Consider the following 15,400-nt stretch of genomic DNA (forward strand, 5'->3'; position numbering starts at 1 on the left):
TAGTGCAGCATTTGAATTTGCAAATTCAAAAAGGCGAGGTTGTTTCAGTCATCGGCCCATCAGGCTGTGGCAAGAGCACTTTGCTGAATATGGGTTCTGGTTTGTATTTGCCTAGCGAAGGAGAAGTGCTGGTAGAAGGGGTGCGGGTGACTGGTACGGTGCGACAAGTGGCATTCATGTTGCAAAAGGACTTGTTAATGCCATGGCGCACGATTCGCCAGAACGTCGAGCTCGGCATGGAAATTGATGGTGTGCGCAAGGACAAGCGCCACCAGGTGGCCAATGCACTGCTCAAGAAATGCCATTTGGGTGGTTTTGAAAACCATTACCCGTACCAGCTGTCAGGTGGCATGCGACAACGGGCTGCATTGGCACGGACATTGGCTGTCAACCCCGATGTCTTGCTGCTCGATGAGCCATTTTCTGCCTTGGATGCACAAACCAAGATGGTGTTGCAGCAAGACTTGGCCGAGACGCTGTGGGATGAGAAAAAAACTGCGCTCTTTATTACGCACGACTTGATCGAGGCGATCGCCTTGTCCGACCGTATTTTGGTCATGAGCGAGCGGCCGGGACGAATTATTGAGGAAATCATCGTTGAGTTGCCCCATCGCAATAACCCGATGCAGCGACGCCGCATGTCTGAGATTGCCCCCATTCAAGGCCGCTTGATGGAGTTATTGCGAGTGGGTCAGGAAGATCTGCACTGAGCTCAAGACAAAGCGCTTGGATTGCCAAAGTTCAAAGTCACAACAAGGATGCACGATGAAACACCGTTCTATTGATCTGCTTCGATTATTTGTATTTCCCTTGGCCATGGGGCTTGCGGCCTGGTCGGCGACGCCCAGTGCGGTTGCGCAGGATTTGGAGGAGGTTACTTATTTGTTGCCTGCACCAGTGACCTCTACTGCTTTTGCCCCTTGGATGCTGGCGCAGCACAAAGGCTATTACAAGGACGAGGGCTTGAATGTGCGATTTATCGCAGCGCGCGGTGGTGTCGATGTGGCCAAACAGGTGGGGGCAGGCAACGCGGTGATTGGTGGAGCGATGGGCGACACGCCCATCATCGTGCGTGCCAATGGAATTCCTGTTCAAGCAGTTGCTGTGCTGGGAGCCGGGTCGCTGACTTTGATAGGCACCAAGCAAGACAGTGGTATTAGCAATTTGACTGACTTGAAAGGCAAAACCGCCACAGTTGTCGCTTACAGCGATACGACCTATTACGCATTTCTAGGCTCGCTGGAAAAGGTGGGCTTGAATCGCCGCGATTTGGATATCCAGGCAGCCGGTCCGACGGGTGTGTGGCAATTGTTCAATACAGGTCGCTCGGATGCCATCGCAGGAGTGCCTGATTGGATTGTCAACGTTGAGCAAACCGGCACCAAGGTGAACATCATGCCGCGGGAGCAAACCTTCCAAAGTATGGCGCAAGCGATCATTGCTTCCGAGAAAGTCATCAACGACAACCCAGAGCTGGTGCAAAAACTGGTGCGAGCCACCTTACGCGGCATGCAGGACATCATGCAAGACCCACAGGCTGCGACCGCTGCTTACGTACAGGCCGTGCCTGCCTACCAGGGGCAAGAGCAATGGGTGGGTCGAACCTTTGAGCTCTACCGCGACTACGTCTACGCCGATCAAAAAGTGTTGGGCCGCATAGATGCTGAGCGCCTCAAGGCTGTGCAGGATTTTTATGTCGCGCAAGGCATCGTGCCGCGTGCGCAAGAACTGGACACGCTCTACACCAACCAGTTTGTAGACGCGCAGTAATTCAATAAGGACGGGCTTCCATCTGCGCTGCGCATGAGCAGCAGTCTCGATGGATGCTTAAGCAGTTGTTTTGATAAGAGTTTATTGATAATGAAAAAAGATGCTTCCACGTGGATCAGCAGCGGCTTGGTGCTGTTGGTGTTTTTGATGCTCTGGCAATGGGGCCCAGTTGTGCTGGGAATGCCTGAGTATGTGTTTCCACAATTTACCCGTGTCGTGCAAGAGGCAGGCCATATGTGGAGCAATAGTGACCTGCTAGGCCATTTTTGGATTACCACTCTAGAGGTAATTCTGGGATTTGTGCTGGGCTCACTGTTGGGGATCTTCTTTGGTGTTGTTTTAGGCCTGTCTCCTAAAACCGAGTCCGTGCTCTCGCCCTACATCCTGGCCTTGCAAATCGCCCCCAAAGTCGCTTTCGCGCCTTTGTTTGTGATGTGGCTGGGCTACACCATTTATCCCAAGGTATTGGTGGCTATCCTGATCGTATTTTTCCCAGTAATGATCAACGTCCTATCGGCAGTTCGTACCGTTGATCCAGATATGGTCAATTTGGTGCGCACACTCAATGCAGGACGTTTCCAGATTTTCCGCTTGGTCGAATTCCGCTCTGCCATGCCTTCGTTGTTTTCAGGTTTGCGTATTGCGGCCACGCTCGCGGTGATTGGTGTCACTGTCGGCGAATTGGTGGGCGGCAACAAGGGCTTGGGTTATTTGCTGGTGGATGCCGAAGGGCAAGGCAACACTGCAGGCGTTTTTGTCGCCATTGCCGGGCTGACCTTGGTGGGCTTGCTGGCGTATTGGGCTGTTGTGTGGCTTGAGCGCAGAGTGTTGCATTACATCCCTCGCGCTAACGTGACCACGGTCTAAAGGAGAGTTGGCATGACCACTGTAATGAAGGCCATTGCGTCAAATGGGGGCAGTACATCAGCGCTTCAGCGTGAGGACTTGTTCAAGCAAGTGCTAAAGAGCATTCCGGTGGATTTGCTCAAGGGGCGCAAGATCGTGGTGACCGGCGCTGCACGGGGCTTGGGTTTGGCTTTTGCCCATTGCATTGGCAAAGCTGGCGCAGAGCTTGTCATTGCGGACATTTTGCAAGACGAGCTCGTGCTAGCGGCAGATGCGCTGCGGCAAACCGGCGCTGTGGTGCATAGCGTGCCACTTGATCTGGCGGACGTCGACTCCATCACGGTGGCTGCGCAGCGTGCCATTGAGTTGCTGGGGGGGCTCGATGGCCTGGTCAACAACGCTGCAGTGACCGATTCGGGCGGCTTGTCGGCCCATGCCTTGACAGTGCCGGTGTGGGACCGGGTCATGAATGTGAATGTGCGCGGCACTTGGTTGATGAGCCGTGCCTGCCATGCCGCATTGGCCGCCAGTGGCCGGGGCGCTATTGTCAATTTGACCTCGGACACCGTGTTATGGGGCGCGCCCAATCTGCTTGCTTACGTGGCCAGCAAGGGCGCTGTGTCCGCTGTCACGCATTCTCTGGCGCGTGAGTGGGGTGGCGATGGCATCACTGTCAATGCAATTGCGCCTGGTTTGACCTTGGTGGAGGCCACTGAGTATGTGCCGCAAGCCCGCCATCAGCACTACGTCGAAGGCCGCGCACTGCCGCGGGAGCAGCACGCTGCAGATGTTTGTGGCGCAGTGCTGTTTGCGCTGTCGGATCTCTCACGTTACGTGACTGGTCAGGTGTTGCCAGTCAACGGTGGTTTTGTCATGCATTGAGCAGTGAGCGCATGCCATCACCCAATTCGATCTTTAACACCAATCACATTTTTTGCATGAGGAGTCCACTATGTCTTTAGTCGCACACCAACACAATTCCCAAGCGGTCAGCCCGCAAGCACAGCAAGATGCTGTTGTTGCAGAGCAAGTGAACAAGGAGTCACGCAGTTGGGACCGTACTCCAGGCGCGAGTTTGGAAGAGTGGATGACCAGTCGCATTGCCCGATTTTCAACGCGCAAATACGACTGGGATGCGTTGAAATTCCAAGCCGATTTTGACCCCAAGTTCCGCCGCGCGCAAATGCGCTATGTGGGCACAGGCGCAACTGGCGTGGGCAATGACCTCAATACCGTGCCCAGCGAGCATTTCACTTTTTCCACGATGGTAATCCCAGCTGGTCACGAAGGCCCGCCACATATTCACACCGATGTGGAAGAAATCTTTTTTGTCATTCGCGGCAAGCTCAAGCTGGTTATCACACATGGCGATGAGCGCTACGAGACGATTTTGACCGACCGCGATCTGGTCTCCGTGCCACCGGGTGTCTACCGTGAAGAAATCAACATCGGTGACGAAGACGCCTTGATGTGCGTGATGCTGGGCGCGAAAAAGCCCATCACGCCGACCTATCCAGCAGACCATCCACTGGCACACATCAAGCGCGAAAAAAAATAACGCGTATCTAGGGCGTATGCCTGAAGACGTTTCCTGATTCCAGCATGTACACCACCATGACTTCCCCGATTGCTGCTCCTGCGCCTACGGACGCACCTAACCCCAGTGCCGCCCAACTCGAAGACTTGGAGGCTACTTTTGGCCTGTTCAATATTCGAATGGCCGACGGTGCTGTGGTTTCTGCGCGCGATACGGTCGCTGGCTTGGTTCAAGCGCCTGTGTTGGTGGCTTTGCATGGTATCGGTTCAGGTTCTGCCTCTTGGCTGGAGTTGGCGCGCATTTTTAATTTGCAACGCCGACTCTTGGCCTGGGACGCGCCCGGTTATGGCGAGTCCAGTCCTTTGGCCCAGGCGCAGCCACAAGCAACCGCGTATGCCCAACAACTGCAGCGTCTACTGGCTGCGTTGTCGATTGGTGATTTTGTGTTGGTTGGGCATTCATTGGGTGCGCTCAGTGCGGCCGCTTTTACCGCAAGCATGGTGCCGGGGTTGATTCCGCGTGCACTGGTATTGATCAGTCCTGCATTGGGCTACGGTAGTGCGGCCCGAGTAGCCGAAGGCCAGCGGGTGCGTGCACAGCGGCTGGCCAGCATTGAAGATCCCGGTATAGCGGCCATGGCTGCTGCGCGCTATAGCCATTTGCTCAGTGCGCAAGCCAGTGGCAATGCCAAGGCCTGGGTGCACTGGAATATGGCACGTTTGCAGCCACAAGGCTACCGCCAAGCAACGGAGTTGCTGTGCGGTGATGACCTGTTGCGCTATTGCCGTGCGATTGAAGCCCAACGCCAGCGCAAAGGCTCGCCGCTGTATCGCTTGCCCGTGCACATTTGGACTGGCAGTGCCGATGCCATTACTACGCCTTCGCAATGCCAGCAGGTGGCCGATGTTTTTTCTGAGCCCTTGGGGCTGATTGAGGGCGCCGGCCATGCCTGCTATGTAGAGCAGCCTCATGCCGTAGCCGAGCGGCTCAACCAGGTGTTAGCCACCTTGTCCTCCACTACGGCGAATGGCGTGTGAATATGATCGATAAGCACCTGATTGATGCCCAAGAGCCTCGCTACATCGTTCCCGCGCTGGAGCGCGGCTTGATGATTCTTGGCCAATTCAGCCGCGAGAGGCGCGTCTGCAGCGCCCCTGAGTTAGCGCAAGGCTTGCAACTGCCGCGCTCTAGCGTGTTTCGCTTACTCAATACGCTGGAAAGCATGGGTTTTGTAGAGAAAACCGAAAGTGGGCGCGAGTACCGGCTGGGCTTGGGCGTGTTGCGTCTGGGCTTTGAATACCTGGCTTCGCTGGATTTGACCGAGTTGGGCAACCCTCTGGTCAATCGTTTGTGTCAGCAAACAGGCCATGCGGCCAATCTGGTGGTGCGCGATGGCAGCCATATCGTCTACATCAGCAAAGCGTCTGCGTCGAACAATCCATTTATTAGCTCTGTCTCCATAGGTACACGCCTGCCCGCGCATGCGACTGTTTTAGGGCAGGTGGTCTTAAGCGAGCTGAACTTTGAGCAGCTCAACCATTTATATCCAGGCACTGAATTGAAATCTTTTACCAAACACACCCCCCGAAATGTGCAGGCACTCTACGACGCCACCCAGTGCATTCGGTCGCAATCCTATGTGGTCGGTGAGGGGGTGTATGAAGCCCATATCTCTACCGTTGCAGCACCCGTTTTTAATCACAGTGGACAGATTGTGGCCGCCATGGGCGTCACATTAGGCACTCCTGCGATCGATGACAGCCAGCGCATGCTGTTGATTGATCGCGTGTGTGAATGTGCCAATGAGCTGTCGGCGCTGCTTGATTATGCGCCTGCGATACAGCGTCGCAAACTGGTCACGCAGTGGGCCATGCAGTAAGGAGCGGTATGCAAAACAACAACCGATTCTCCAGTGATGCGCTGGCGGGCCAAACCGCTGTTGTGACAGGGGGTAGTTCCGGCATTGGCTTGGCGACGGCAGACTTGCTATTGGCCTGTGGTGCCAAGGTCGCCATTTGTGGGCGCAACCCCGAGCGGCTGGCCGCTGCGCGCGCGCAATTGCAGGCCGCGCACCCCAACGCGCAATTGCATGCGCAAACCTGCGATGTACTTGACGAGAGCAGCGTGCGTGCGTTTGCTTTGGAGGTGCAAACCACATTGGGCCCAGCCTCGGTGCTCATCAACAACGCAGGGCAGGGCCGTGTTTCGACCTTTGCGACAACCGATGACGACGCTTGGCGCGATGAGCTCAATCTCAAGTTTTTCTCGATCATCTACCCGACACGGGCGTTTTTACCGCAGCTGGAGCAACAAGCTCGGCAACTGGGAGATGCAGCGATTGTTTGCTCCAACTCGCTACTGGCGCGCCAGCCCGAGGCCCATATGGTGGCGACTTCTGCAGCGCGTGCAGGTCTTGTCAATCTGGTGCGCTCAATGGCCACTGAATTCGCCCCCAAGGCAGTGCGCGTCAATGGCATTTTGATTGGTTTGATCGAGTCAGGCCAATGGCGACGCCGCTTTGCCGCGCGTGATAACCAGGCGCTCGATTGGCCAGAGTGGAGCGCTGCCTTGGCACAACAAAAACACATACCAATGGGGCGCTTAGGCAGGCCTGAAGAGGCTGCGCAAGCCATTGTTTTTCTCGCGTCCCCGCTGGCCAGTTACACGACTGGCAGCCATATTGATATTTCTGGAGGTCATTCTCGTTATGCATGATAAGAACCAACCCACCTTGGTCACCGTTGGCGCTGTAGTTGCTGCTTTCTTGGAGAAATGCGGTGTCAAGGCCGCATTTGGCGTGATCTCCATTCACAATATGCCGATTCTCGATGCCTTCGCACAGCGCGGTCAGGTGCGCTTTGTGCCTGCTCGCGGTGAAGCTGGCGCTGGCAATATGGCAGATGCTTATGCGCGCTCTACCTCCAGCCTGGGAGTGTGTATTACCAGCACGGGTCCAGCCTCTGGCAACATCGCTGGCAGCCTGGTCGAGGCCACCACCGCAGGCGCGCCAGTGCTGCACATCACGGGCCAGATTGAGGTGCCCTATCTGGACCGAAAAATGGCCTACATCCATGAAGCGCCGGAGCAGCTCAAAATGCTCGAGGCGGTTTCCAAGGCGGCTTTTCGTGTCTGGACGGCAGACAATGCATTGGGCGTGTTGAAAAAAGCCGTGCAAGTGGCCATGACCGCGCCGACCGGGCCGGTCAGCATTGAAATCCCGATTGATGTACAGCAGGCCCTGATCCCGATGCCTGAGGATCTGTCGCCTCTGCCGATTGCCACGGCTGTGCCCGCTGAGGCAGCTCTGGACCAATTGGCCGAGCGGCTGGCCCAAACGAAACGGCCGTTGCTGTGGCTCGGTGGTGGCGCGCGCGACGCAGGCGAGGCCGTCAAACGCCTGCAGAAGCTGGGCTTTGGTATTGTCAGCACAGTGCAAGGGCGGGGCATTGTGGCCGAAGACGACCCCGGCTCGCTGGGGGCCTACAACATCCATAAACCAGTCGAGGCCTTCTACCAAACCTGCGATGCGATGCTGGTGGTGGGCTCGCGCTTGCGCAGCAACGAAACCCTGACCTACGAGCTCAAGCTGCCCCAACCATTGCTGCGAATCGATGTCGACAGCGCCGCCAATGGGCGCTGCTATGCCAACGAACAATTTGTCTGCGGCGATGCCAAGCTGGCGCTGGAAGGTTTGGCCGACCGTCTGGAACAACGCGCTTGGCGAGCCGAGCCGCAATTGCTGCGTGACCTGCGCCAAGTTCATGACGAGGTTGTCGCGACTTTACGCGATGGTTTGGGGCCTTATGCCGCCCTGGTGCAGCAGATTCAGCAGGTGGCCGGGCGCAATTTCAATTGGGTGCGCGATGTGACCATCTCCAACAGCACCTGGGGTAACCGTGAGCTGCGGGTATTTGAGAAAAACCAGGGCGTGCATGCCACTGGTGGTGGCATAGGCCAGGGCATGCCCATGGCCATTGGCGCAGCGGTAGGCGCGGCCGCGACACACTCTGGCCGTAAAACGCTGTGTATTGCAGGAGATGGTGGATTCATCCTGAATTTGGGTGAATTGGCGACCTTGGTGCAAGAGCAGTGCGATGCTGTGATTGTCTTGATGAACGACAAAGGCTACGGCGTGATCAAGAACATCCAAGTGGCGCAATACGGTAGTCGCCACTGCTATGTCGATTTGCACACGCCCGATTACGAGCAGCTGTGCGCCTCTTTGCAACTGCCCCATGCGCGTCTTACCAATATGGCTGATTTGCCCGCTTTGTTGCAACAGGCGCACGCGCAAAAAGGGCCGTTCATGCTGGAGGTCGACATGCTCTCAATTGGCAGTTTCAAAAGCCATTTTGCTGGACCACCGGTCAACAAGCTCAAGCAAATCCCAGCCTTGGCACCTGTGTAAGAGCCCGTTCATCATTTCGGCGCATACCGCATTGGAGCCTAAAAGAAGACGGTGCGCGGCTAAACGCAGTCGGGTCATTGGCCCGGCAAGAATTTTTAATAAAGCAGCGTGCCGTTTGGGCACTAACCCGCGAAAAAACAGCAAGGCTCACAAGCAGTATGGCTGCGCTGCCCGCTTCGCTCATGCACATGCATGGGCGGCAACAGCCGCCTTGCACTGCCACTGTTTCATGCCTTGCGCGCCTGCGTGCAGAAGATGAACAGGCTCTAAGGCATCACCCGATATGGATTTGTATTGCAGACACCGCCTATGACAACACCACTGAATATTGCTTTGATTGGATTTGGCGCGATTGGCAGCGCCGCTGCAGCCCTGTTGCAGCAAACGCCACAAGTGCGCTTGGCCGCAGTCGTGCTGGCTGATTTATCGCCTGCTTCTTGGATGCCTGAAACTGTGGAGCAACTGGCGCAATGGGCCCCAGAGGCTGAACTGCTCGACCATGTGCCCACCACCGGTATTGATCTGGTCGTGGAAGCTGCCGGCCATGCCGCAATCCACCAGCATATCTTGGCCGCATTGCAGCGCGGACAGGCTTGCATCGTTGCATCGATGGGGGCCTTGTCTGAGCCAGGCTTGGCCGAGGAACTGGAAGAGGCCGCGCGCCAAGGGCAGACCCAGGTGGAGTTTGTATCCGGCGCTATCGGTGCGGTTGATGCATTGGCCGCAGCCAAGATTGGTGGGCTGAGCTCGGTGCGCTACACCGGTCGCAAACCGCCATTGGCCTGGCTGGGCACGCCCGCTGAGCGATCGGTGGATTTGCAAAGCCTTGATCAGGCGCACACCCTGTTTGAGGGTTCTGCGCGAGAGGCAGCAGCCCAGTTTCCCAAAAATGCGAATGTGGCCGCGACCATTTCGTTGGCGGGTTTGGGCATGGATGCGACGCAAGTGCGCCTGATCGCAGACCCCAATGTGACCGACAACATCCACACTGTAGAAGCCGCTGGCGCATTTGGGAGCTTTGAGTTGACGATGCGCAATTTGCCTCTGGAGGCCAATCCCAAAACATCGGCACAAACGGTCTACAGCCTGGTGCGGGCGATCCGCAACCGGGTTGTACATACAGTGATTTGATCAAGACAAGGACGAGCACGATGAGCACTACACATGACACATGGCAGATCAATGTCGCTGGTGAATGGCGCAATGGTCGAGGTGAGGCCTATGCCAGCACCTACCCAGCCACCGGCGAAGAGGTGGGGCGGCTTCACGCCGCCTCGGTAGAAGACACCAACGAAGCCATTGAGCGCGCACACCAGGCCTTCAGCACCAGCGATTGGGCCAGCCGCCTGCCACACCAGCGTGCTGAAGTGCTCTACCGCGTTGCACAGATGATCCGCGATGGCGCTGAAGAACTGGCCCAATTGCAGCGTTTGGATAACGGCAAGCCGATCAACGAAACCCGTGCGTTGGTCGCCAGTGCCGCCAGCACATTCCAGTTCTTTGGCGCTGCTTGCGAAACATTGGAAGAGACCATCACACCATCGCGAGGCGACTACGTGACCATGAGTGTGCATGAACCCATGGGCGTTGTGGCTGCGATCACGCCGTGGAACTCGCCCATTGCCAGTGATGCACAAAAATTGGCGCCTGCGCTGGCTGCTGGTAATGCGGTCATTCTCAAGCCTGCAGAGGTCACGCCGCTGCTGTCTTTGGAGCTGGCGCGTATTTGCGAGGCAGCAGGTGTGCCCAAAGGCATGCTCAGCGTGTTGCCGGGCAAAGGCTCGGTCATTGGCGATGCGATTACCAAACATCCTTTGGTCAAACGGGTTTCCTTTACCGGTGGCACCAACACCGGCAAGCACATTGCCAGGATTGCGGCCGACAAAATGATGCCCGTCTCGATGGAGCTGGGCGGCAAGTCGGCCACGATGGTGCTTGAAGATGCCGATCTGGACCACGCAATCGCAGGCGTTTTGTATGGCATTTTCAGCAGCTCGGGCGAGTCATGCATTGCCGGCTCGCGCTTGTTTGTGGCGCGCCGCATTTACGAAGAGTTTGTTGACCGCCTGGTGGATGGCGCGCAGCGCTTGCGGGTGGGCGACCCTGCCAGCGAAGACACGCAAATGGGTCCGCTGATTACCGCCAAGCACCGTGAAAGCATCGAGCGCTATGTGGCCATGGGCGTGGACGAGGGCGGCCGGATTCGCACCGGCGGGGTGCGCCCCAGTGGCGCGCAGTTTGACAAAGGCTGGTTCTACACGCCGACCATTATCGAAGGTCTGAACAACCAGGCCCGCATTGCTCAGGAAGAAATTTTTGGTCCGGTCTTGGTGGCCATGCCTTTTGATGACGAGGCATCGCTGATCGAGCAGGCCAATGACAGCGTGTACGCCCTGGCTGCAGGCGTGTGGAGCCGTGACTTTAAACGCGCCTGGAAACTGGGCCGCGCCGTACAAGCGGGCACGGTCTGGGTCAATACCTACAAGCAGTTCTCGATCGCCACGCCATTTGGCGGCTGGCGCGACTCGGGCCTGGGGCGTGAAAAAGGGCGTGAAGGCATTTTCCAGTACATGGAGCAAAAAAGCATGTACTGGGGAACCAACGAGACACCACTGGCATGGGCCGGGGTTTGATTCATGGGCATACAAGGAGTCGCAAGATGAGCGTATTAGGGATTGACCAAATCACGTATGGAGTTCAGGACCTGGCGACCTGCCAGCGCTTTATGCTGGACTGGGGACTGGCGCTGAGTAGCGAAGCCGAAGACCACATCGTCCTTAGCAGCCTCAACGGCTGCAAGGTCGTGCTTGCCAAGGCCGACAAGCCCGATTTGCCGCCAGCCATTGAAGAAGGCTCGACGCTGCGCGAAGTTGTCTGGGGCGTAGACAACGAGGCTGATCTGGAGGTCATTGCTGCCCGTATCCAGGGCGATCCTGGCTTTGTCGATCAACGCGTAGAAGGCCAACGGCGCATCGGCTGCACCGACCCCAATGGCATGGCTGTGCGTTTTCAAGTCACGCAAAAAAAACCGATTGAGGTGGCATGTGCTGCCATGAACACCTGGCAGGCACAGCCGCGTGTCAATACCCCATCACCAATTTACGAACGAGCCCAACCGATTGAGGTTGGCCATGTGGTGTTTTTTGTGGCCGACGTGAAAAAAGTCGAGGCCTTCTACACCGAGCGTTTTGGTTTTGTGTCTTCAGATCGCTACCCAGAGCGGGGTGCTTTCATGCGCTGTGCAGAAAACGGCGGCCACCATGATTTGTTTTTGCTGCAGTTGCCCAATGGCAAGCGCGGCTTGAACCATGTGGCTTTTACAGTGCGCGACATCCATGAGGTGTTTGGTGGCGGCATGCACATCTCACGCTGCGGCTGGGAAACCCAGTTGGGCCCCGGACGCCATCCGGTGTCATCGGCGTACTTTTGGTATTTCAAAAATCCGGCCGGAGCCTTGATCGAGTACTACGCCGACGAAGACCAGCTTACCGGCGACTGGGAGCCCCGCAACTTTGAGCCAGGCCCCACGGTGTTTGCCGAATGGGCCATCGACGGTGGTCTGGATGGCAACACGCGCCGCCAGAAAGATGCCAGTGGCCCGAAAGGCCAATTCTTGACGGAAAAGAACTGAAGGAGTCCAGGATGCGACTGCCCATGCCTCGCCTGCATTATTTTGTAGGAATTGCTTGCTCCATGCTGGTGACAGGTAGTTTTGCGCAAGCGCAAGAGCGCACGCCAGCGCAGCAGGCCTTGGCATCTGCGCGCTTTACCATCATCTCGCCTTTTCCTGCTGGCGGGCCCACGGATGTGTTGGCGCGCACCTTGGCTGAAGGCTTGAGTGCCCGCTATGGCCAGCCCGCAGTAGTGGAAAACCTGGCCGGTGCAGGCGGCAATATTGGCATGGAGCGTGCCAAACGTGCCAGGGGCAATGGTCACACATTGTTGGTGGTGCCAGCAGGCAATATCACCATCAACCCTGTGTTGATGCCGAACTTTCCGTTCAATATCCAGCGCGATTTCACGCCCATCACCATGCTGGCGAACACGCCCAACGTACTGGTCGTTCATCGCGATGCCGGCATTGACACTGTGGATGCCCTGATTGCCAAGGCAAAAGCTCAACCAGACAGCCTCAGCTACGCCACTCCTGGCGTTGGAAGTGGGCTGCATATGGCAGGGGAGTTGTTCAAGCACAACGCAGAGGTCGACATATTGCATGTGGCGTATCGCGGCACAGGCCCGGCCATCAATGACGTTATGGCTGGGGTCGTGCCAATGGCGTTCAGCAGCCTGTTTTCGGTCATGCCCTATATGCAGGCGGGCACGCTCAAGGTGCTGGCAACCACCTCGGCATTGCGCTCACCCATTGCCCCTGAGCTGCCCACCTTGAACGAGTTGGGCGTGCCAGGCATCGATGTGAGCTCGTGGTATGGCTTGTTGGGTCCAGCTGGCATGGAGTCTGAACTGGTTCAGCAGTTGGCCCAGGATGCAGCAGAAATTCTGGCCGAGCCAGACATACAAGCGCGCTTGACCAACCAGGGCATGAGTAGCAGGTCCATGAGTCCTGCAGAGTTTGCCAGCAGCATTCTGGTCGAAACACGCGAATGGGAAAAGCTGATTCAAGCCCGCAGGCTTGTGGCGAACTAAGCCCAAGGAGATCAGCACCATGACGGCCATGGCGATGACGCAATCGCTTTTTATCTTCAATCCATACATTACAGCGGAGGCACTATGAATGACCGTGATAAGCAGCTTCTTTTGACCGTGGTGCTCAAGCACCACCCGGGTCTGACGCTGGACGACGTGCAAGCACGCATGAAGGCCAGCGATTGGTGGGAGTCGTTTCCGCCACAGGGCTGCCGCATTGTCTCGTGGACCGTGGCCATGGGCCTGGGACAAATTCTCACCCTGGAACTTCCCCCTGAGAAGTTGCCTCTTGTCAATTTGGAATTAGAGCGCCGCGCCTGGGGCGTTTTTACAACCGAATGTTATCCAAGTTATGACTTCGTGCCCGTGCGTGAACGCATTCGTGAACGCGTGCGCAACGGCGGCCAATAACTCTTACTACCTAGCGAAGACCTAGAAAAAAAGGAAATCCACATGACTGATCGCTACCTTGAACCACACCAGGCGCGCAAGCGCGCACCCACAACCTATGAAGACCTTTTGGGGGATGCCATTGAGCGCGCTTATGGCGCGGGCATCCATGATTTAAAAGACCTGGTTCAGGCACTGAATGACAGCGGCCTGGCCAGTCCAAGCGGAAAAATCTGGACCGAAGAGGTCTATCGCCAGGAAATCGCAGACCTGGCCAACCAAACTGCGTGACCCCACTAGCGAGGAATCACTCTATGACCACGAATGGCATCCAATCCTACACCCCTGATCAATTGCTCGAAATCGGCTTGAAGGATCTTTGGTATCCGCTGTGCCCCAGCTCCTTTATCAAGAAAACACCCGTCTCGCTGCGCCGTTTGGGCCGCAAACTGGCCTTGTGGCGTGACCAGCAAGGCGTCTTGCATGCATTGGAGGACCGTTGCCCCCACCGAGGTGCACCACTCTCGCAAGGCGTGATCCTGGGCGACCGGCTCTCCTGTCCCTACCACGGTGTTGAAGTGCGCTGTGACGGTACCGTGACGCGCGTACCAGGCAGCCCTGGCTGTAAGCTGGAAGGATCACGCCCCACTTTCCACTTCCACATTCGAGAAGCCGCTGACGTTGTTTGGCTCTACAACAGCCAAGAGCCGGTGGACGTGCCGCCCCCTTTGGTGTTGCCAGAGGAGCTGACCAATGATGACGAATACGGCCATTTCATTTGCTACACAGAATGGAAGGGCGACTACCGCTATGTGCTGGACAACGTCATGGACCCGATGCATGGAACCTACCTGCACAAGCAATCGCACTCCATGGCTGAAGGCGACTCATCTGCCAAATTTGGCATTCGCGCAACCGATACCGGCTTTGTGTTCGAGAAAGAAGGCCAGCGCAATGTGAACTTTGACTGGACCGAATGGGCTGATACCGGCACGCATTGGATGCGCCTAGAAATTCCGTATCCCAAAACCGGTGGCCCAGGCGGTAACTTCATCATTATTGGCAGCTACACGCCGATTTCTCCAACCTTGTCGGCGGTATTCCACTGGCGCTGCCGCAAGTTGCCCAAAGGCTGGCAGCGTGACACATGGCGATTTCTTTATCAGAACCGATTGGAGGCACGCCATTGGCACGTGTTAGAGCAGGACCGCACCATGCTCGAGAACATGGAGCCCGATGCGAACCAGCATGAAGAACTCTACCAACATGATTTGGGCGTTGTGCGTTTGCGCCGCCACCTCAAAGGCTTGGCACAGGCACAGATCAACTCTCAACAGAACTCCACAGTATGACAAAAAACCATCCCCTTGAAGTGACGCGCGTGGTGTGCGAGTCGGTGCCCGATTTGCCGCATGCCAGTTGGTCGAATGCGCTGGTAGTGGGGCAGGAGGTCGTGCTGTCTGGGCAGACTGGCCACCCCGCCACGCGCAACGCAGCACAGGCAGGCAGCCCACTTGGCGCCTACGAGCAAACCTTGGTGGTGTTGAAAAAAATCCAGGCGCTACTTGAAGCGGCAGGTGGTGGCACGCACAACATTCTGAAGCTGGTCGTGTACGTCACTGACATCGCTGACAAGGACGAAGTGGGCCGTGCTCGGCGTGACTTCTTTGGCCAAGGGCCGTATCCAGCCTCCACCCTGGTGGCGGTCTCTGCGTTGGTGTTTCCTGAGCTGCGGGTCGAGATTGACGCCATTGCACGCCTGGATGTCGATCTGCGAGATGCCAGTCTTGCCAAAGAGTAAA

Annotated in this window: 17 protein-coding genes; all 17 read left to right on the plus strand. The window is 56.8% G+C overall.

All coding sequences use genetic code 11. The features are described 5' to 3' along the window. Window positions 1-17 precede the first annotated feature (17 nt). The 17 genes from E8K88_RS11000 (at window position 18) to E8K88_RS11080 (ending at window position 15,399) form a co-directional block, all read left to right on the plus strand. A complete protein-coding gene (locus E8K88_RS11000) occupies window positions 18-710 on the plus strand; it encodes an ABC transporter ATP-binding protein (protein ID WP_240754475.1) in 693 nt (230 codons plus the stop codon). A 55-nt stretch (window positions 711-765) separates the two neighbouring features. Continuing rightward, window positions 766-1,770 carry an ABC transporter substrate-binding protein gene (locus tag E8K88_RS11005; RefSeq protein WP_240754477.1) on the plus strand — a complete coding sequence of 335 codons (1,005 nt, stop codon included), beginning with the start codon at window positions 766-768 and terminating at the stop codon, window positions 1,768-1,770. Between the two features lie 90 nt (window positions 1,771-1,860). Further along, the gene (locus E8K88_RS11010) at window positions 1,861-2,637 is read left to right on the plus strand and encodes an ABC transporter permease (RefSeq protein ID WP_136406721.1); all 777 of its coding nucleotides are present in this window, start codon (window positions 1,861-1,863) and stop codon (window positions 2,635-2,637) included. Window positions 2,638-2,649: 12 nt separating this feature from the next. Beyond that, entirely contained in the window at window positions 2,650-3,498 is an 849-nt protein-coding gene (locus E8K88_RS11015; protein WP_420813569.1) for an SDR family oxidoreductase, read from the plus strand. Between the two features lie 70 nt (window positions 3,499-3,568). Then, entirely contained in the window at window positions 3,569-4,174 is a 606-nt protein-coding gene (locus E8K88_RS11020; protein WP_136406722.1) for a cupin domain-containing protein, read from the plus strand. A gap of 56 nt (window positions 4,175-4,230) precedes the next feature. Continuing rightward, window positions 4,231-5,190: an alpha/beta fold hydrolase gene (locus E8K88_RS11025; RefSeq protein ID WP_136406723.1), complete on the plus strand. Its 960-nt coding sequence runs from the start codon at window positions 4,231-4,233 to the stop codon at window positions 5,188-5,190. A 2-nt stretch (window positions 5,191-5,192) separates the two neighbouring features. After that, on the plus strand, window positions 5,193-6,032 hold the full coding sequence (locus tag E8K88_RS11030; protein ID WP_136406724.1) for an IclR family transcriptional regulator: 840 nt from the start codon (window positions 5,193-5,195) through the stop codon (window positions 6,030-6,032). Window positions 6,033-6,040: 8 nt separating this feature from the next. After that, window positions 6,041-6,868: an SDR family oxidoreductase gene (locus tag E8K88_RS11035; RefSeq protein WP_136406725.1), complete on the plus strand. Its 828-nt coding sequence runs from the start codon at window positions 6,041-6,043 to the stop codon at window positions 6,866-6,868. Then, window positions 6,861-8,561 carry a thiamine pyrophosphate-binding protein gene (locus tag E8K88_RS11040; protein WP_136406726.1) on the plus strand — a complete coding sequence of 567 codons (1,701 nt, stop codon included), beginning with the start codon at window positions 6,861-6,863 and terminating at the stop codon, window positions 8,559-8,561. The genes E8K88_RS11035 and E8K88_RS11040 overlap by 8 nt, the downstream gene beginning before the upstream one ends. Window positions 8,562-8,870: 309 nt before the next feature. Continuing rightward, window positions 8,871-9,692, plus strand: a complete 822-nt coding sequence (locus E8K88_RS11045; protein WP_136406727.1) for an aspartate dehydrogenase — start codon at window positions 8,871-8,873, stop codon at window positions 9,690-9,692. 20 nt (window positions 9,693-9,712) lie between these two features. Beyond that, window positions 9,713-11,194, plus strand: a complete 1,482-nt coding sequence (locus tag E8K88_RS11050) for an aldehyde dehydrogenase (protein ID WP_136406728.1) — start codon at window positions 9,713-9,715, stop codon at window positions 11,192-11,194. Between the two features lie 26 nt (window positions 11,195-11,220). Beyond that, a complete protein-coding gene (locus tag E8K88_RS11055; RefSeq protein WP_136406729.1) occupies window positions 11,221-12,192 on the plus strand; it encodes a VOC family protein in 972 nt (323 codons plus the stop codon). Between the two features lie 62 nt (window positions 12,193-12,254). Continuing rightward, a complete protein-coding gene (locus E8K88_RS11060) occupies window positions 12,255-13,208 on the plus strand; it encodes a Bug family tripartite tricarboxylate transporter substrate binding protein (RefSeq protein ID WP_240754478.1) in 954 nt (317 codons plus the stop codon). 84 nt (window positions 13,209-13,292) lie between these two features. Then, window positions 13,293-13,619 carry a hypothetical protein gene (locus E8K88_RS11065; RefSeq protein WP_136406731.1) on the plus strand — a complete coding sequence of 109 codons (327 nt, stop codon included), beginning with the start codon at window positions 13,293-13,295 and terminating at the stop codon, window positions 13,617-13,619. Between the two features lie 42 nt (window positions 13,620-13,661). Next, window positions 13,662-13,889: a recombinase-like helix-turn-helix domain-containing protein gene (locus E8K88_RS11070; protein ID WP_136406732.1), complete on the plus strand. Its 228-nt coding sequence runs from the start codon at window positions 13,662-13,664 to the stop codon at window positions 13,887-13,889. A gap of 23 nt (window positions 13,890-13,912) precedes the next feature. Next, complete coding sequence (locus tag E8K88_RS11075) at window positions 13,913-14,950, plus strand: aromatic ring-hydroxylating oxygenase subunit alpha (protein WP_205880071.1); 1,038 nt, start codon at window positions 13,913-13,915, stop codon at window positions 14,948-14,950. Continuing rightward, the gene (locus E8K88_RS11080; protein WP_136406733.1) at window positions 14,947-15,399 is read left to right on the plus strand and encodes a RidA family protein; all 453 of its coding nucleotides are present in this window, start codon (window positions 14,947-14,949) and stop codon (window positions 15,397-15,399) included. Before E8K88_RS11075 ends, E8K88_RS11080 begins: the two co-directional genes overlap by 4 nt. The last annotated feature ends 1 nt before the right edge of the window (window position 15,400 follow it).

This window comes from Lampropedia aestuarii, assembly GCF_004803635.1.
GTDB lineage: Bacteria > Pseudomonadota > Gammaproteobacteria > Burkholderiales > Burkholderiaceae_C > Lampropedia > Lampropedia aestuarii.

Bases quoted from the DNA above. Each gene is read 5' to 3' on its own strand.
- E8K88_RS11045 (WP_136406727.1), top strand. From the start codon at position 8,871: ATGACAACACCACTGAATATTGCTTTGATTGGATTTGGCGCGATTGGC.
- E8K88_RS11015 (WP_420813569.1), top strand. From the start codon at position 2,650: ATGACCACTGTAATGAAGGCCATTGCGTCAAATGGGGGCAGTACATCA.
- E8K88_RS11060 (WP_240754478.1), top strand. From the start codon at position 12,255: ATGCTGGTGACAGGTAGTTTTGCGCAAGCGCAAGAGCGCACGCCAGCG.
- E8K88_RS11005 (WP_240754477.1), top strand. From the start codon at position 766: ATGAAACACCGTTCTATTGATCTGCTTCGATTATTTGTATTTCCCTTG.
- E8K88_RS11020 (WP_136406722.1), top strand. From the start codon at position 3,569: ATGTCTTTAGTCGCACACCAACACAATTCCCAAGCGGTCAGCCCGCAA.
- E8K88_RS11035 (WP_136406725.1), top strand. From the start codon at position 6,041: ATGCAAAACAACAACCGATTCTCCAGTGATGCGCTGGCGGGCCAAACC.
- E8K88_RS11065 (WP_136406731.1), top strand. From the start codon at position 13,293: ATGAATGACCGTGATAAGCAGCTTCTTTTGACCGTGGTGCTCAAGCAC.
- E8K88_RS11070 (WP_136406732.1), top strand. From the start codon at position 13,662: ATGACTGATCGCTACCTTGAACCACACCAGGCGCGCAAGCGCGCACCC.
- E8K88_RS11030 (WP_136406724.1), top strand. From the start codon at position 5,193: ATGATCGATAAGCACCTGATTGATGCCCAAGAGCCTCGCTACATCGTT.
- E8K88_RS11055 (WP_136406729.1), top strand. From the start codon at position 11,221: ATGAGCGTATTAGGGATTGACCAAATCACGTATGGAGTTCAGGACCTG.
- E8K88_RS11025 (WP_136406723.1), top strand. From the start codon at position 4,231: ATGACTTCCCCGATTGCTGCTCCTGCGCCTACGGACGCACCTAACCCC.
- E8K88_RS11075 (WP_205880071.1), top strand. From the start codon at position 13,913: ATGACCACGAATGGCATCCAATCCTACACCCCTGATCAATTGCTCGAA.
- E8K88_RS11080 (WP_136406733.1), top strand. From the start codon at position 14,947: ATGACAAAAAACCATCCCCTTGAAGTGACGCGCGTGGTGTGCGAGTCG.
- E8K88_RS11010 (WP_136406721.1), top strand. From the start codon at position 1,861: ATGAAAAAAGATGCTTCCACGTGGATCAGCAGCGGCTTGGTGCTGTTG.
- E8K88_RS11040 (WP_136406726.1), top strand. From the start codon at position 6,861: ATGCATGATAAGAACCAACCCACCTTGGTCACCGTTGGCGCTGTAGTT.
- E8K88_RS11050 (WP_136406728.1), top strand. From the start codon at position 9,713: ATGAGCACTACACATGACACATGGCAGATCAATGTCGCTGGTGAATGG.